Below are 16,964 nucleotides of genomic sequence, written 5' to 3' on the forward strand. Positions count from 1 at the left end.
TGTAACGCTATTCGTCGCGTCGTGAAGTTGTCCGCAATGATATTTCCGCCCTGCGGTGTCACGGCTATGAATACCTGGCGTCTCTTTTACTCTTCTTCCTCATGCTGCAATTCGAACAGCAGCAACGAACGGCCGGTGACCGAGTACTCGTGGCCAAACTCAAAGCGCTCCTGGCCGCGGATCGACGGTTGGTTGGTGTCGATCATGCATGTCCAGAAACCGCCGTCAGGCACTTCAGGCAGCCGGAAATTGACGATGTCGTGATGTGCGTTGACCACCAGCATCAATGTCGCGTCGACGCCTTTGCGGCGAATGCCGGTTTCCTGGGCGCGGCCATCGAGCAGCATGCCCAGGCATCGATTGTGCGCATCGTGCCAATGCTCGGTGGTCATTTCCGTACCGTCCGGCGCCAGCCAGGTCACATCCTTGACGCCGATGTCCTCGTTGTAATTGCCCACCAGGAAACGCCCGCGCCGCAGGACCGGGTAGGTCAGGCGCAATTTGATCAGGCGTTTGACGAACTTGAGCAGGGCCTTGCCGTCGTCGCTGAGGTCCCAGTTGACCCAGCCGGTCTCGCTGTCCTGGCAGTACGCATTGTTGTTGCCGTCCTGGGTGCGGGCGAACTCGTCGCCGGCCACCAGCATCGGCGTGCCTTGGGCCAGCAGCAGGGTGGCGAAGAAATTGCGCATCTGCCGATGGCGCAGCGTGTTGATCTCGGGATCGTCGGTGGGGCCTTCGACGCCGTGGTTCCAGGACAGGTTGTTGTTGCTGCCGTCTTGATTGTTTTCGTCGTTGGCTTCGTTGTGCTTGTCGTTGTAGGACACCAGGTCGTTGAGGGTGAAACCGTCGTGGGCGGTGACGAAATTGACCGATGAGTAAGGCCGCCGGCCACGCTGGTTGAACATTTCGCCCGAAGCGGTCAGGCGGTTGGCAAAGTCCGCCAGTTGCCCGTCGTCGCCTTTCCAGAAGGCGCGCACGGTGTCGCGGAACTTGTCGTTCCACTCGACCCAGCCCGGCGGAAAATTGCCGACCTGATAACCGCCGGGGCCGCAGTCCCACGACTCGGCGATCAGTTTGACCTGGCGCAGTACCGGGTCCTGGCGGCAGGCCACCAGGAAACTGTGGCGCTCGTCGAAACCGTCGTGATAGCGCCCAAGGATGGTTGCGAGGTCAAAGCGAAAGCCGTCCACGTGCATTTCCGTGGCCCAGTAGCGCAGGGAGTCGGTGACCATTTGCAGCACGCACGGGTGGCTCAGGTCCAGGGTGTTGCCGGTGCCGGAATCGTTGATATAGAAGCGTTTGTCATCGGGCATCAGGCGGTAGTAGGACGCATTGTCGATGCCGCGCATGGACAGGGTCGGGCCTTGTTCATTGCCCTCGGCGGTGTGGTTGTAGACCACGTCGAGGATCACCTCCAGATTGGCTTCGTGCAGGTGCGCGACCATTTCCTTGAATTCGGCAATCTTGCCACTGGCCAGGTACCGCGGGTCGGGGGCGAAGAACGCAATGCTGTTGTAGCCCCAATAGTTGGTCATGCCCTTGTGCAGCAAATGCTGGTCGTTGACGAACGCATGGATCGGCAGCAGCTCCACGGTCGACACACCGAGTTTGCGGATGTGCTCGACCACTTCATCGACCATCAACCCGGCAAAGGTGCCGCGTAGATTCTCGGGGACGGCAGGGTGACGCATGCTGAAGCCGCGCACATGGGTTTCATAGATGATCGTCCTGTCCCACGGCACGCTGACACGATGATCGTGGCCCCAGGTGTGCGCCGGGTCGATGACCTTGCATTTGGGCACGAAGGGCGCACTGTCCCGCTCATCGAAGCTGAGGTCGGCGTCGGGGTGGCCGATGGTGTAGCCGAACAGCGCTTCGGACCATTTCAACTTGCCCACCAGTTGTTTGGCGTAAGGGTCGATCAGCAGTTTGTTGGGGTTAAAGCGATGGCCGTTGGCCGGGTCGTACGGACCGTAGACGCGATAGCCATAAACCAACCCCGGATGGGCGTCGGGCAGGTAGCCGTGGTAAATCTCGTCGGTGTATTCGGGCAGTTCGATGCGTTCGAGTTCCACTTCGCCGGCGTCGTCGAACAGGCACAGTTCAACCTTGGTGGCGTGGGCGGAAAACAGGGCGAAGTTGACTCCCAGTCCATCCCAGGTGGCACCCAGCGGAAAGGGCAGGCCTTCGCGGATTCGTGTGGTTTCGGCACGAGGGGCTGGCGCGGCGGCTTTCTTCGGACTGGTCATAGGTACTCCTGTAAACGGGGTACCTGTAGGAGCGAGCTTGCTCGCGATGGCGGTTCAACATTCAAATCCATGTTGGCTGAAACTCCGCTATCGCGAGCAAGCTCGCTCCTACAGGTGTTTTTCGGGGCGAACAGGTGTGCCACGAAATCAATCAGGGCAAACGCTGTGCGGGTCAAACCGCTGGCGGTTTTCGCGCAGCCCGGGGCTTTTTCTCGACGGCCTTTTCCCCCGGTGGGACCACTTTTGAAGCCGCTGCCGGTTTGGCCTTGGCTTTTGGCGCGGCGACCTTGGCATCGCCAGCCTTGCCATTGGCCGTTTTGCTGACCGGGGTTTTCGGGGCAGCCTTGGCCGGTTTTTTCGGGGCCAGGGCTTCGGCGTCCGCCAGTTTGCACGCCATCTCCCAGTGGCGGGCTTCCTGGCCTTCGGGTTTTCCTTCGGATTCCCAGATCTGATAGGCAAATTCGCGGATGCGTTTTTCGTCGGTACTCATCGCAATGCTCCTGAACTGAACTCAAGTGTGGGTAGTTTGAATAATGAGATTGACCGGGAAATCCCCCAGCGCGGCGCTGATCAACAGCTCCCTGTGTTTTGTGACTGTGATGCCGGAAAAAAGTCCCTGCAGATGTTCGTCAGGGTCGGCGAACGGCAGTTTGACCCGGGTTTCGCCCCACCGCGGCGCGTGGACCTGTGGTTCGGCACCGTTTTCCAGCAGATCGGCACAACGTATCGGCACAATCACAATGGCGCGTTTCCCCTCCCGTTCACGGACAAATCCCAGCACTCGATGGGCCTCGCTGCCCACCACTTCCAGGGCCTGGTAGGTGCCACGCCGAAACAGCTCGGCATGCTCGGCGCGCAGGCCCAGGGTGCGCGCAATCAAGGTTTGCTTGATGCGCCCGTCACGCCAGTTCTGCAACAAGTCCGGCAGGTCCACCGCTTGCTGCAACGCCTGCTGGCGGCTGGCGTAATCCACGGGACGACGGTTGTCCGGGTCGACCAGGCTGAAGTCCCAGAAATCGTTGCCCTGATACAAATCCGGCACGCCGGGCACGGTCATGCGCAGCAAGGTTTGCGCCAAACCATTGAGTGCGCCGGGGGCGGCAATCGAACGGGCAGCCTTGGCCAGGGCCGTACGCAACAGCTCACCTTCGGGGCTGAGCAACAGGCGCTGGATGAAGTCCTCTGTCGCTTGCTCGTAAGGGTCATTGGGCACGCTCCAGCTGCTTTGCAGTTTGGCTTCACGCAGGGCCTTGCGTTGCCACTGCCAGATACGTTTTGCATAGTCCTCGAGGGACGGCGGATGATCGATCCCCAACTCCAGCGGCCAACTGCCGAGAATCGTCTGGTACAGAATCATTTCATCGCCCGACGATGGCATTTGATCGTCGATGCGCAAGGGCCGGGCGAGGGCGCGCCACAGGCCGATCTGGTCGACGTACCAGGCGCTGCGCTCGCTCAGTACCGCTAGCCGCGCCCGTGAATCTTCGCCGCGCTTGTGGTCGTGGGTGGCGCTGGCCAGCAGATTGTCCGGGAAGGTGTCGAGGCGCTCGATGCAGGCCTGATGAAAGTCGGCGGCCGGTGCGCTGAACTGTTCGGTGTTGAAGCCAACGTCATTGCGCGAGAGCAGGACGGCCGATCGATAGAGCGCGGTGTCTTCCACCGATTTTGCCGCCGCCGGCGAGGTCAGTTGCTGGAAACGTACGCAGGCGTGCTTCAGACGCTTGCGTTCACGCCCGGCCGGGCGCGAACGCCAGGGTTCACCGCCGAGCCAGCCGGCCAGGCAGTCGAGCACCGGCCAGTCCGCTTCGCCCAGGGTTTGGCGGGCACCGTCCATGGCCTGGCGGAAAAACGCCTCGTCCCGGGCTGAACGGCCAAGGGGGCCTATGTAGGTGCGGTACACCGGGAAATGCACGATCAGCGCCTGCAAGGCCCGGCGAATGGCGCCGAGGGTCAGGTCGCGGGTCATGAGGTTGTCCCGGGCCACTTGCAGCAGGGCCTGGGCGACGCTTTCGAAATCTCCGGCCAGGGAACCACCGAGGATTTGTTGACGGGCCAGTTGTGCTTCCTGGCAGAAGTCGGCGGGCCGCTCGCTGTGACGATGCCAGAGTTCGGCCAGTGTCTGCGCGCCCCGCGGATCCTGTTGCAACAGTGACAACTGGTTCATGAATTCGTAGCCGGTGGTGCCGTCCACCGACCAGTCGCGATGCAGGGTTTCCCCTTCGCCGAGGATCTTTTCCACATAGATGGGCAGGTGGCGGCCCGCTGACAGGCTGTCGACCCGGCGGCGCAGTTTTCGGCAGTAGCCCCGCGGGTCGGCGAGGCCGTCGATGTGGTCGATGCGCAACCCGTCGATCAGCCCTTGAGCCACCAGTTGGAAGATCTTCGCGTGGGTGGCTTCGAACACGGCGGGACGCTCGACGCGCAGTCCGCCCAACTCATTGATATCGAAGAAGCGCCGCCAGTTGATGTCATCGGCGGCGGTGCGCCAACTGGCAAGGCGATAGCTCTGGCGTTCCAACAGGTTGTGCAGGCGCTGGAAGCCTTCGCCGGTCAGTGAGACGTAGTTGTTCAGGTGCTGCTCAATGGCTTGGGCAATGGCCGGATCGCTGACCAGATCGCGAAGTTCTGCTTTCAATGGCAGGGCCAGGCTGTGGGCGTCGGTCTGGTAGCTCAGGGTGCTGAAGCGATCGGCCAGGTTTTTCAGTTGTTCGGCCTGTTGCGTATCGAGCGGTGCATCGGTCCTGAGCAACTCCCCGTAATCGCTGGGGCAAATGGGAAAGCGGTGTTCGTAGTGCTCGACATGGAAGGTGCCGTGCCAGGCATCGAATCGCAGGGGCAGGGTGCCTTCCTGTAACGCGACGCCGTAGTCGCTGCCCAGAAACGGCAGGAGCAACTGGCCTTCCATCAACGGGTCGGATGAGTGCCACTGGATATCGAAAAACTCTCCGTAAGGACTCAGGCGTCCCCACTCCAGCAAATCCAGCCACCAGGGATTATCGTTGCCGCCGACCGCCATATGGTTGGAGACAACGTCGAGGATCAACCCCATGTTGTGCCCATGCAGAGCACTGACCAGGCTGTTCAGCGCCGCCTCACCGCCCAGTTCCGGATTGACCCTGGTCGGATCCACCACGTCGTAGCCATGCATCGACCCGGCGCGGGCGCGCAATAGCGGGGAGGCGTAGACATGGCTGATGCCGAGGCGGGCGAAATACGGCACCAGTGGCACCGCATCTTCGAGCGTGAAGCCTTTGTGAAATTGCAGGCGCAAGGTGGCGCGCAGTGGTCGGGTCGGCACCTGGGTCATCGATCACGCTCGGCCGCCTGGAGCCGCGCGCAGGCGAGCAATTCCAGGCGTCGTGCGGCATCCGCTCCATCGAGCAGGGCTTCGCTGTAACCGGGCAAGCGCCGCGACCAGTTGGGGTGGGTGTCGGTGGTGCCGGGCAGGTTGGCTTGCTGTTCGACGCCAAGGGCATCTTCCAGGGGCAGCAGCACCAAGGGTGCCCGGGTATGACCGAGGAAGCGCACGCTGGCATCGAGCACCTGGTCGGTTTCGTGGGACTCTTCGCGGAAGTTCTGCGGGTCCTGGCTCAACGCCCGACGCAGGCCTTCGCGCTCGCGTTCGCGGTGCTGGCGCCATTCGATTTCACCGCCGGCATCGACCATGCCGAGCCGGGCATTCCAGTCGATATCGCGACCATGCCACCAACCGTTGAGGGTCGGCAGGTCATGGGTGCTGGTGGTGGCCAGGGCGTTGTCGGGCCAGTCGAGGATCGGCTTGAAGTGCGTGTTGTCCTGTTCGAACAGCAATACCCGCATGCCCAGCATCGAACGGGCGATGAGTTTTTCCCGAAGGCCGTCCGGCACGGTGCCGAGGTCTTCGCCGAGGACGATGGCCTGGTGACGATGGGATTCCAGGGTCAGCAAACGCAGCAGATCGTCCACGGGGTAATACAGGTAAGCGCCGTCGGCTGGCGGCGAACCGTTGGGGATGACCCACAGACGCTGCAAGCCCATGACGTGATCGATGCGCAAGCCGCCGCAGTGGGCGAAGTTGGCCCGCAACATTTCGATGAAGGCCCGGAAACCATTGCGCACCAGGCCTTCAGGGGAGAACGCGGAAATCCCCCAGCCCTGGCCGGTGCGGTTGAGAATATCCGGTGGCGCGCCGACGGTGAGGGACGCGAGCAGTTCGTCCTGACGGCTCCAGGCCTGACTGCCGCCGCCATCGGCGCCAACGGCCAGGTCGGCGATCAGGCCGATACTCATGCCGCTGGCGCGGGCGGCGGTTTGCGCGCGCTCCAGGCAGCGCGTGATCAGCCACTGGCAGAAGGCGAAGAAGCCGATGCGCCCGGCATTCTCTTCGGCGAATGCCGCCAGTTCGGCGCTGCGCGGGTTGCGCCAGGGTTCGGGCCACTGCCGCCAGTCGAGGTGTTCACCCCGGGCGGCGCGTGCCTCCTGGATGGCTTCGAAGCGGCAGTGGTTTTCCAGCGCTTCGCCAGCGGCGTGACGAAAGCTGCTGAAGTCTTCGTGCAAGGGGTGTTCACCCTGGACGAAACCTTCGTACAGCGACTGCAACAGCCGATGCTTGGCTTCGGCGGCGGCCGGCCAGTCAATCAGCGGACGCTCTTCCAGCGCCTTGAGTTCAATGGCCAGCCCGGTTGCATCGATGGCGGTACGCAGCGCGCGTTCGCCGAGAATGGTGCCGGGGGCGCAGTAAAGGCTGTTGAGAAACAAACGGCTGGACGGCGAATAGGGGCTGTAGCGTTGGGTATCACTGGAAAACATCGCATGCAGCGGGCTGATCGCCAGCGCCTCGGCACCACGCTCGCCGGCTACCCGGGCGAGGTCCTCCAGCGCCTGGGTGTCACCAAACCCGCCGTCGCCGGGGCGGCGCAGGCCATACAACTGCACGCTCAGGCCCCAGGCTCGGGGGATCGGGTTGTCCACGGCATCGGCCACGCTGTAGCAACGGGCCGGGGCCACGGCCAGGGTGAAGTTTTGTCCGTCCATGCTGATCTGTTGATAGCCGACCGGTACCAGCCCCGGCAGCACCGCGTTGGCGTCCAGTTTCAGGTTGAGCCGCGAACCGTCCTCCAGGTGGATTTCGCATGGGGTCCCGGGCTCGAAAAAACGCGCCAGGTCCAGGCCCATCCCCGCATCGGCGGTGATCAATGGCGGCAAATGATGGGTCTGTTGCGCCTCTTGCAGTTCCAGCAGGCTGGCGTCGATTTCCTGGGCACTGCCGGCCGGGTGGCCCAGGCCGGCCAGCACGTTGCGCAACACGGACGGCGCGACTTTTTGCGGGCGGCCGTTGGCGTCGATCCAGTCGACGGCGAGGCCGGCACGGCTGGCCAGGATTTCCAGTTGCGCATCACTCATGGACGCTCTCCAAACGAGGTAGCAAAGGGGACTGCGGCGGCGAGGCTGACGAGCGCGCAATACGGGGCAAGAGTGTTTGTAGCCGGCAGGTCGGGGTTCTGTGGCGGGTATTCGAACAAGCGCATGGCATCGGTCTGTGAGGTATGGACTACAGGCCTGGCGCTGAGGTTCAGGTCAATGCGCAGCTGGCTGCCATCGCCCAAGCGCCAGGATGCACTGACCGCGCCTTCGCCCAGCACATCGGTTCCCAGTGCCTGGGCGCCCGGCAGGCGCGGGATGATGTGCCGGTGACGGATCTGCAACAGGCGGCAATACAGGTCGTGCATCTCGCAATGGCCGGTCGATGGCAGGACCGGGCGGGACGCTGCAAACGTCTGCGGATCATTCGGGTCCGGAATGTGTTCGCGCAGGATCGGGTCGGCAAAGGCGCTGAGCGCCGCGAACTCGCTGCGCCGGCCGTCGCGAACCTGCTTGGCCAATTCACCATGATGGCTGGTGAAAAACAGGAAGGGTTGCTCGACCGCAAATTCGTCGCCCATGAACAGCAGCGGAATCATCGGCGACAACAGCAGCAGCACCGTGGCGGCCCGCAGCGCTTGCGGGTGGGCGAGTTGATGCAGGCGCTCGCCGAAGGCCCGGTTGCCGATCTGGTCATGGTTCTGCAAAAACAGGATGAATGCACTGGGCGGCAGATGCCCGCTGGGTTCACCCCGCGCCACACCATGGCGGTTGAGATGGCCCTGGAACACGAAACCCTGGCTCAGGCAGCGCGCCAGTTGTTCGGTGGGGTTTTGCGCGTAATCGGCGTAATAGGCGTCGGTTTCCCCGGTCAGCAATACATGCAGGGCGTTGTGGCCGTCATCGTTCCACTGCGCGTCGTAACCCTGTTCGAGCAGGCTGGCCTGGTTGTGTTCGTTCTCCACCATCAGCCACACATGCCGCGTCGGGCCCGTCTGCTGGCGCACCCGTCGTGCCAGTTCCTGGAGGAAATCCGGGTCTTCGATGGCGTGCACCGCGTCCAGGCGCAAACCGTCGAAACGGTATTCCAGCAGCCACATCAAGGCGTTTTCGATGAAGAAGTCCCGTACTTCGCGACGGCGCAAGTCGATGGCCGCGCCCCACGGCGTGTGTTTGTCTTCGCGAAAAAAGCCCTTGGCATAACGATGCAGGTAATTGCCATCCGGGCCGAAGTGGTTGTAGACCACGTCGAGAATCACCGCCAGGCCGTGGCCGTGGGCGGTGTCGATCAAGTGCTTGAGCTGCTCGGGGGAGCCGTATGACGCCTGGGGCGCGTAGGGCAGGACGCCGTCATAACCCCAATTGCGCTCACCGGGAAACTGCGCGACGGGCATCAGTTCGATCGCGGTGACACCCAGTTCGACCAGCCGCGCCAGATGCTGCTCGACGGCGCTGAAGCCGCCGAGCGCACCGACATGCAGTTCGTAGATCACCGCTTCGTTCCATGGCCGTCCCAGCCAGGCACTGTGTTGCCAGGCATAGACCAGCGGATCGACCACCACACTGTGCCGGTCGATATCGCCGGCCTGAGCGCGGGAGGCCGGGTCGGGCACTTCCAGTTCGCCGTCGATGCTGTAGCGGTAACGCGTGCCCGCCGTGCATCGGATGTTGCTCACGAACCAGCCGTCGGCCTGGGGCAGCAACGGCAAGGACTGTCCATTTTCCAGTTCGACACTGACGTAGAACGCATCTGGCGCCCACAACGCGAATCGCGTGTGCTCTGCGTCCAGCATGATTGCGCCGTGGGGCCAGGTCTCAAGGGTCCGTAACGGCATCTTGAAAGCCTCTTACTGTTTGTGCGATTTCCCCAATGCCTTAGCCACAAGCTGTTCGTAGAGCTCGGCGTAGGGTTCGACCGCCTTGCACCAGTTGAACGGCGCCGCCATGGCCCGGCAGCGCATGGCGTGCAGCAGGTCGGGAAAGGCGAACACCTTGAACGCGCGGCTCAGGGCTTCCTGGTAGCTCTGCACCGTGGATTCATCGAACAGGAAACCGGTCACGCCGTTTTCGATGGTGTCGGCCAGGCCACCGGTGTTGCGCGCCACCGGCAACGAACCGAAGCGCTGGGCGTACATCTGGCTCAGGCCGCATGGCTCGTAACGCGAAGGCATCAGCAGGAAGTCGCTGCCGGCGAACATGCGCCGGGCGTCGGTTTCGTTGAAGCCGATGCGTACGCCGATCTGCCCGGGGAAACGCAGGGCAAGCTGGCGCATCGACTGTTCTTCTTCCGGTTCGCCACGGCCGATGATCGCGATCTGGCCGCCGGACTTGACGATGTACTCGGACACCGCTTCGGTCAGGTCCAGGCCTTTCTGGTAGACCAGGCGCGAAACCACGGCGAACAGCGGCCCTTGGGAATCTTCCAGACCGAACAGCTCGCGGACATGGGCAGCGTTAACGGCCTTGCCATCCCAGTCGCCGATGTTGAACGGGCAGAACAGGTGCGGATCGGTCGCCGCATCCCAGCTTTCATCGATGCCGTTGGGAATGCCGCTGAGCAGGCCTTGCTGGGTCTTGGCGGCGAGGAAACCGTCCAGGCCGCAGCCGAAATCCGGGGTGGTGATTTCCTGGGCGTAGGTTGCGCTGACGGTGGTGATGTGGCTCGAATAGGCCATGCCGGCCTTGAGGAACGACATCTTGCCGTAGAATTCCATGCCTTCCTGTTGCAGCGCGTGATGGGGAATGCCCAGTTCGGGGCACGAGCCCAGGCTGGTCACGCCTTGATAGGCCAGGTTGTGAATGGTGAACAGCGTCGGCGTACGCTGCCCACGCCAGTGCATGTAGGCCGGGGCCAGGCCGGCCGGCCAGTCGTGGGCGTGCACCAGATCCGGGCACCAATGGATCTGCGCGAGGTTGGCGGCAATATCGGCCGCCGCCAGGCCCAGACGGGCGAAACGGATATGGTTGTCCGGCCAGTCGCGGCCGTTGTTGGCGCCGTAGGGCGAACCTTCGCGCTCGTAGAGTTCGGGGCAGATCAGTACGTAAATGACCAGACCGTCGGGCATGTCCATGCGCCCGATCTTGCACGGTGGCAGCGCAGCATGACCGCCAAGCTCGCCAATGATATGGATCGGATTTTCGCTGTTCAGCACCTGCGGGTAACCCGGGATCAGTACCCGCACATCGTGCAGATGGGCCATGGCCCGTGGCAGCGCTGCAGAAACGTCGCCCAGGCCACCGGTCTTCACCAGGTCGGCAATTTCCGAGGTGACGAACAACACTTTTTTACGGTTCGGATTCTGGTTGGCTGCCGGAGTCAGCGTCCTGGTGCCAGGAACGCCGACGGGTTGGGTGTTTGCGGCAGTTGCGGCGCTCGATTCGCCGACCTGATGAGCACGCTCTCCCTGTATTTCCAAAGCCGTACTGATCATATGAATCTCCCGTGTTGTTGATCTAATTCTTAGGTCTGGCAAACGGTGTTTCATGGCCAATTGCTGTGGCCGGGCGCAATCGCGCTACGCATCAGTGAGCAAGCGCTGCCCAATGCGTCGAAGCAAAAGGGGTGAATGAGCCATTGCAAGGATTGCACCAGTCGCAACGCACCTTCTTGTCAGAGGACCGATCGGGATTGGAAAAAGTTTCGACTATTTTTCCACTTTGTGACCGACCGGTTTCGCTTCGAGAAAATGAGTCTAGGCCAGAACTTAGAGCGGTAAAGGCCGGATGGCAAAATTGTTCGACAATCGGTTTGTAGCGGTACGGACGTGCCTGATCTAGGTGCAAACGCCCCGACGAAGTGCATGTTTTTTTGCGTTTTGGCCTCAAAAAGTCACTGGGCAGTCATATAAATGTGCGACACGATTTATCAGGGGCGCACTGTTCTGGTGCACTGGTTTGAGTCCCGCATTTGGCCGAACCGCTGCCTTACTGCCCACGTTGATGCCTTGTTATAGTTCGGGCCTCATTTTTGCCCGCAAAAGGATCATTGGCATGTCTCAATACAGCGCGTTCAACGTCGAGCTGGTCGATAAAATCGCCCACGTACAGATCAACCGCCCGGAGAAGATCAACTCGATGAACGCAGCGTTCTGGAGCGAGATCGTCGAGATCTTCCAGTGGATCGACGACACCGATGAAGTGCGCGTGGTGGTCCTCAGCGGGGCAGGCAAGCATTTTTCCTCGGGGATCGACCTGATGATGCTGGCCGGTGTGGCCAATGAGCTGGGCAAGGACGTCGGACGCAATGCGCGCCTGTTGCGGCGCAAGATCCTCACCCTGCAAGCGTCCTTCAATGCAGTCGATAACTGCCGCAAACCGGTGCTTGCGGCCATTCAGGGTTACTGCCTGGGGGGCGCCATCGACCTGATTGCCGCCTGCGACATGCGTTATGCCGCCGAGGACGCACAGTTTTCGATCAAGGAAATCGACATCGGCATGGCCGCCGACGTTGGCACGCTGCAACGCTTGCCGCGGATCATCGGTGACGGCATGCTGCGGGAACTGGCTTACACTGGTCGCACCTTCGGCGCCGACGAAGCGCGAGGCATGGGCTTGGTCAATCGCGTCTACAGCGACAACGCCAGCCTGCTCGACGGCGTCATGGGCATTGCCTACGCAATCGCCAGCAAGTCGCCGATCGCCGTCACCGGCACCAAGGAAATGATCAGCTACATGCGCGACCATCGCATCGATGACGGCCTCGAATACATCGCCACCTGGAACGCCGCCATGCTGCAATCCACCGATCTGCGCGTGGCCATGGCCGCCCATATGAGCAAACAGAAACCCGAATTTCTGGATTGATTAACCATGATTCCTCGCTGGACCACCGCAGTACTGGACACCGATCAACCCGGCGGCTGGGCCATCGCGCGCAGCCCCGAAGGCTTTCTGTTCGATGACAACGGCGCACTGTTCGCTCGCGAATGGCTCAAGCGCCAGGACCTGTCGATTCTTGCCGAGCATGGCATCGGTCATCTCGATGGCGAGCCGGTCTATCTGCTGGAGTTGCGCAGTCACAGCGAAGTGTCGGGTTGCAACTGGAAAGGCCTGCGGGCGTTCATGCTCGAAGGCGATCACACGCTCTACAAGGTGCTCGGTTACGCCGCACAGATCGGCACCTGGGCCCGTGAACACCGCTATTGCGGTAACTGCGGTCAGGCCATGACCCAGGTGCCACGCGAGCGGGCGATGTATTGTCAGCCGTGCGATCTGCGCAGCTACCCACGGATTTCGCCGAGCATGATCGTACTGGTGACCCGAGGCGATGAAGTGCTGTTGGCGCGCTCACCGCGTTTTGTCAGCGGTGTCTACAGCACCCTGGCGGGGTTTGCCGAGCCGGGCGAATCGGCCGAGGACTGCCTGATTCGCGAAGTTCGCGAAGAGGTGAGCATCGAGGTCAGGAACATCCAGTACATGGGCAGCCAGTGCTGGCCGTTCCCGCACTCGATGATGCTCGGCTTTCACGCCGAATATGCCGGTGGCGAGATCGTCTGTCAGGAAGACGAGATCGAGGACGCCCAGTGGTTCAACGTGCACGAGCTGCCGCCGTTGCCGGCGTCACGCTCGATTGCCCGTTACCTGATCGACGTCTACGTGGCGCGGCGCTTAGGCCACGCTGAACCAGTGCTGCCAGGCTAGGCGCACGGTCAGCCCCAGCACCACGGTGATGAACACCGGACGAATGAATTTCGCGCCGCCGCTGATGGCGGTGCGGGCGCCGAAGAAGGCGCCGACCATCAACGACAAGCCCATGCACAGGCCGATGATCCAGTCCACCTGACCGGAAAAGATGAAGATCGACAGCGCCGCCGCGTTGCTGACGAAGTTCATGCTGCGTGCCACACCGCTGGCTTTCACCAGATCGATGGGGTAGAGCAGCAGGCTGCTCACGGTCCAGAACGCGCCCGTGCCGGGACCCGCCACACCGTCATAGAAGCCGAGGCTGAAGCCTTGGGTCGACTGCCACTTTTTCTTGATCGGTGCCTCGCTGTCCAGTGGCGCTTTTGGCGTGCCGCCAAACAATAGATAGACACCGCAAGCGAAGACGATCACCGGCAGCATCTTGTTCAGCCATTCCGCCGGCAGGTAATGCGCGACCACCGCACCGGTCAGCGCTCCGACCAGGGTGCCGACGATGGCATGAATCCATTGCGCGGGGTGGAACAGCTTGCGGCGGTAGAAGGTGAAGCTGGCGATGGCCGAGCCGAAGGTCGAGCTGAGTTTGTTGGTGCCCAGCACCAGATGCGGCGGCAGGCCGGCGGTCAACAAGGCCGGGGTGGTCAACAGCCCACCGCCACCGGCGATGGCGTCGATGAAACCGGCAACAAAAGCGACTAAGGCCAGGATGGCCAGGGTGGAGAGGTCAACGCTGAGTTCGAAAGGCATGGGATCGGCTTATTCGGCGGGTGCAGAAAGGGCTGCAGGGAAGGGCAGCATCTTACTCATCTGTACAACACAAAACCAATGTGGGAGCGAGCTTGCTCGCGATGGCGGTGTGACAGGCAACAGATCTGTTGAATGTACAACCGCTATCGCGAGCAAGCTCGCTCCCACAGGGTTTAGCGTGAAGCTGAATTACAAGCCCAGATCCGACAAACTCGGATGATCGTCAGGTCGACGACCCAGCGGCCAGTGGAACTTGCGCTCGCTTTCCTTGATCGGCATGTCGTTGATGCAGGCGAAGCGGCGGGCCATCAGGCCATCCTCGTTGAACTCCCAGTTTTCGTTGCCGTAGGAGCGGAACCAGTTGCCCGAGTCGTCATGCCATTCATAGGCATAACGCACGGCAATTCGGTTGTCGGTGAACGCCCACAGCTCCTTGATCAACCGATAATCAAGCTCCTTGGCCCACTTGCGGGTCAGGAAGCCTTTGGCTTCTTCGCGGTTGTAGGCGAACTCGGCGCGATTGCGCCACTTAGTGTCCAGGGTATAGGCCAGGGACACCCGCTCCGGGTCCCGGGAGTTCCAGCCGTCTTCGGCCAGGCGAACTTTTTCAATGGCCGATTCACGGGTGAAAGGGGGTAATGGCGGACGAACTTCGGCATTAGACATTTAAAGTCTCCGTATCAAGTTAAAGTTAAAACAACAGTCGAGCTTGATCAGGTTGCTACAGGTCCAATAACTTTCGCGCCATGCATTGCGCATTATCGGCGGCACTGTGATCACCCATGACAAGCGCCACGGTAATGGCACCGTCGATCAGGATCAGCAGCTGTTTGGCCAGCAGTTGCGGATCCTCGGCGCCATGTTCGGTACACAGCTCGCACACGTAGTCGAGCAGCTTCTGTTTATGTTCTTTGGCGACCAGGCGCACCGGGTCTTGCGGGTCGCCGGTTTCGCCACTGGTGTTGATGAACGCGCAGCCGCGGAAACCGTCGGAGGCGAACCACGATTTGAGTACGGTAAACAGGTTGAGCAGTCGCTCGGCCGGGGTTTGTGCCTGGCCGACTGCGCCTCTGTACCAGTGCATCCAGCGCTGGTCCCGGCGTTGCAGGGCGGCCACCACCAGTTCGTCCTTGTTGGCGAAGTAGCGGTAGATGCTTTTTCTGGAGACGCCGGCGGTTTTCACCAGAAGATCCATGCCAGTGGCGGCTATGCCGCTTTTGTAGATCAACTTTTCGGTGACATCCAGAATGATGTTGCGTGTGTCGTTGCTAGTGATTTCGTTCATGCTGCAAACAGTAGAATGATCGTTCTCCTTGGTCAATCGGTTTTTTGTGGCGTTTGACAAATGGTCTTCGCGAGCAAGCCCGCTTCCACACTTTGACGCGCGCTTTTCCGTGGGAGCGAGCTTGCTCGCGATGGCGTCATTACAGACAGTAACAAGACCCGAACCCATCGATGGTGTAAGCTCTCTGGTTCTTCGGATTCGACCCATTGCGAGCCCTATGCCGTCGCTTTTCAAACGCTCCCTGCTGCCCAAGTTGCGCAGTTTTCCGCTGACGGCCGATGCCGTTGGCGTCCTTTGCGGCGCTGCCGAATTCCGTCGTTGCCTGCTGGAGAAAATCGCCAGCGCGACCCGGCGCATCTACATCGTTGCGCTGTACCTGCAACAGGATGAAGCCGGCCAGGAAATTCTCGATGCCTTGCACGCCGCCAAACTGGCGCGTCCGGAACTGGACGTGGTGGTGGTCGTCGACTGGCTGCGCGCCCAGCGCGGCCTGATCGGTGCCGGCAAGCAACCGGGCAACTCCGCCTGGTATCAGGAAATGACCCGCACCCATGCCAGCGAAGTGCCGATCTACGGCGTCCCGGTACAAACCCGCGAACTGTTCGGTGTGTTGCACCTTAAAGGCTTCGTGATCGATGACTGCGTGATCTACAGCGGTGCGAGCCTGAACAACGTGTATCTGCACAAGTTCGACAAGTACCGCTACGACCGCTATCACCTGCTGCACAATCGTGAACTGGCTGATTCGATGCAACATCTGGTGCAGCACGGCCTGGTGGCTTCCAAAGCGGTGCACCGCCTCGACCTGCCAAACCTGCCGACCACCCGCAGCCTGCGCAATGACATCGGTGACCTGCGCAGCCGCCTCAAGCACGCGGCGTACGACACCACGCAGGGCACCACCGACAGGACCGGTTTGTCCGTCAGCCCGCTGCTCGGCGTCGGCAAGAACAATCCGCTGAACCGGGTGATCTGCGAACTGATCGCCAGCGCCCAGCAGCAGCTGACCATTTGCACACCGTACTTCAACCTGCCGCTGGCGATCATCCGCGAGATCAACCGCGCGCTGGCCCGCGGGGTGAAGATCGACATCGTGGTCGGCGACAAGACGGCCAACGACTTCTACATTCCGCCGAGCGAACCGTTCCGGGTCATTTCGGCGCTGCCGTACCTGTACGAAATCAGCTTGCGCCGGTTTGCCAAGCGTCATCAGCGCAACATCGACAGCGGGCAGTTGAACCTGCACCTGTGGCGTGACGGTGACAACACTTACCACCTCAAGGGCATGTGGATCGACCGGCGCTATACCTTGCTGACCGGTAACAACCTCAACCCGCGGGCGTTTCGACTCGATCTGGAAAACGCCTTGTTGCTCGATGATCCCCATGGCGAACTGCTGGAACCGCGTGGCAAAGAGCTGGCGGAGATCTTCCAGCACACCCGGCGAATCGAGCACTTCCAGAACCTGGAAACCCTGGCCGAATACCCGGCGGGCGTGGCCAAGTTCCTCAAGCGCGTGAGTCGTGTGCGGATCGAACGGTTGCTCTACCGCATTCTGTGAATTCAGAAAAGCCATCGCGAGCAAGCTCGCTCCCACAGGAATCCGGGTGTTCACAGCATTTGTGAACAACGCAGATCCAGTGTGGGAGCGAGCTTGCTCGCGATAGCGGTGGATCAATCAACAGGGATACTGTTTCAGCTAA

12 protein-coding genes are annotated in these 16,964 nt (G+C 61.5%); 3 read left to right on the forward strand and 9 right to left on the reverse strand.

Annotated features, from left to right (window positions below; all coding sequences use genetic code 11):
* Nucleotides 1–86: 86 nt before the first annotated feature.
* The 6 genes from glgX to glgA all read right to left on the reverse strand — a co-directional run bounded on the left by glgX (nt 87) and on the right by glgA (nt 11,020).
* Nucleotides 87–2,249 carry a glycogen debranching protein GlgX gene (glgX, locus tag ABIE16_RS08820; RefSeq protein WP_429520912.1) on the reverse strand — a complete coding sequence of 721 codons (2,163 nt, stop codon included), beginning with the start codon at nt 2,247–2,249 and terminating at the stop codon, nt 87–89.
* Between the two features lie 172 nt (nt 2,250–2,421).
* Nucleotides 2,422–2,739: a DUF2934 domain-containing protein gene (locus tag ABIE16_RS08825; protein ID WP_218495982.1), complete on the reverse strand. Its 318-nt coding sequence runs from the start codon at nt 2,737–2,739 to the stop codon at nt 2,422–2,424.
* Between the two features lie 21 nt (nt 2,740–2,760).
* The gene (locus ABIE16_RS08830) at nt 2,761–5,556 is read right to left on the reverse strand and encodes a malto-oligosyltrehalose synthase (protein WP_429520913.1); all 2,796 of its coding nucleotides are present in this window, start codon (nt 5,554–5,556) and stop codon (nt 2,761–2,763) included.
* Complete coding sequence (malQ, locus tag ABIE16_RS08835) at nt 5,553–7,631, reverse strand: 4-alpha-glucanotransferase (protein ID WP_429520914.1); 2,079 nt, start codon at nt 7,629–7,631, stop codon at nt 5,553–5,555. Before malQ ends, ABIE16_RS08830 begins: the two co-directional genes overlap by 4 nt.
* Complete coding sequence (gene treZ, locus ABIE16_RS08840) at nt 7,628–9,424, reverse strand: malto-oligosyltrehalose trehalohydrolase (protein ID WP_429520915.1); 1,797 nt, start codon at nt 9,422–9,424, stop codon at nt 7,628–7,630. The genes malQ and treZ overlap by 4 nt, the downstream gene beginning before the upstream one ends.
* A gap of 12 nt (nt 9,425–9,436) precedes the next feature.
* Nucleotides 9,437–11,020 carry a glycogen synthase GlgA gene (gene glgA / locus ABIE16_RS08845; RefSeq protein ID WP_429520916.1) on the reverse strand — a complete coding sequence of 528 codons (1,584 nt, stop codon included), beginning with the start codon at nt 11,018–11,020 and terminating at the stop codon, nt 9,437–9,439.
* A 559-nt stretch (nt 11,021–11,579) separates the two neighbouring features.
* Here glgA and ABIE16_RS08850 point away from each other — a divergent pair.
* Both ABIE16_RS08850 and nudC read left to right on the forward strand, forming a co-directional pair.
* Entirely contained in the window at nt 11,580–12,392 is an 813-nt protein-coding gene (locus tag ABIE16_RS08850; RefSeq protein WP_057714952.1) for a crotonase/enoyl-CoA hydratase family protein, read from the forward strand.
* A gap of 6 nt (nt 12,393–12,398) precedes the next feature.
* Nucleotides 12,399–13,229 carry an NAD(+) diphosphatase gene (nudC, locus tag ABIE16_RS08855; protein WP_057714951.1) on the forward strand — a complete coding sequence of 277 codons (831 nt, stop codon included), beginning with the start codon at nt 12,399–12,401 and terminating at the stop codon, nt 13,227–13,229.
* Here nudC and ABIE16_RS08860 read toward each other — a convergent pair.
* From ABIE16_RS08860 to ABIE16_RS08870, 3 genes are all read right to left on the reverse strand, one after another.
* Nucleotides 13,197–13,976 (reverse strand): TSUP family transporter, encoded by a 780-nt coding sequence (locus ABIE16_RS08860; protein ID WP_057714950.1) that lies wholly within the window; start codon nt 13,974–13,976, stop codon nt 13,197–13,199. The two genes, nudC and ABIE16_RS08860, sit on opposite strands and share 33 nt — an antisense overlap.
* A gap of 189 nt (nt 13,977–14,165) precedes the next feature.
* Nucleotides 14,166–14,642: a DUF1348 family protein gene (locus ABIE16_RS08865; RefSeq protein WP_020799197.1), complete on the reverse strand. Its 477-nt coding sequence runs from the start codon at nt 14,640–14,642 to the stop codon at nt 14,166–14,168.
* Nucleotides 14,643–14,697: 55 nt separating this feature from the next.
* Nucleotides 14,698–15,261 carry a TetR/AcrR family transcriptional regulator gene (locus tag ABIE16_RS08870; RefSeq protein ID WP_429520917.1) on the reverse strand — a complete coding sequence of 188 codons (564 nt, stop codon included), beginning with the start codon at nt 15,259–15,261 and terminating at the stop codon, nt 14,698–14,700.
* 217 nt (nt 15,262–15,478) lie between these two features.
* Here ABIE16_RS08870 and pssA point away from each other — a divergent pair, with 217 nt between their 5' ends.
* Nucleotides 15,479–16,822 (forward strand): CDP-diacylglycerol--serine O-phosphatidyltransferase, encoded by a 1,344-nt coding sequence (gene pssA, locus ABIE16_RS08875; protein ID WP_090455075.1) that lies wholly within the window; start codon nt 15,479–15,481, stop codon nt 16,820–16,822.
* The last annotated feature ends 142 nt before the right edge of the window (nt 16,823–16,964 follow it).

It is taken from the genome of Pseudomonas sp. 2725 (genome assembly GCF_050434585.1).
In the GTDB taxonomy this organism is placed as follows: Bacteria; Pseudomonadota; Gammaproteobacteria; order Pseudomonadales; family Pseudomonadaceae; genus Aquipseudomonas; species Aquipseudomonas jessenii.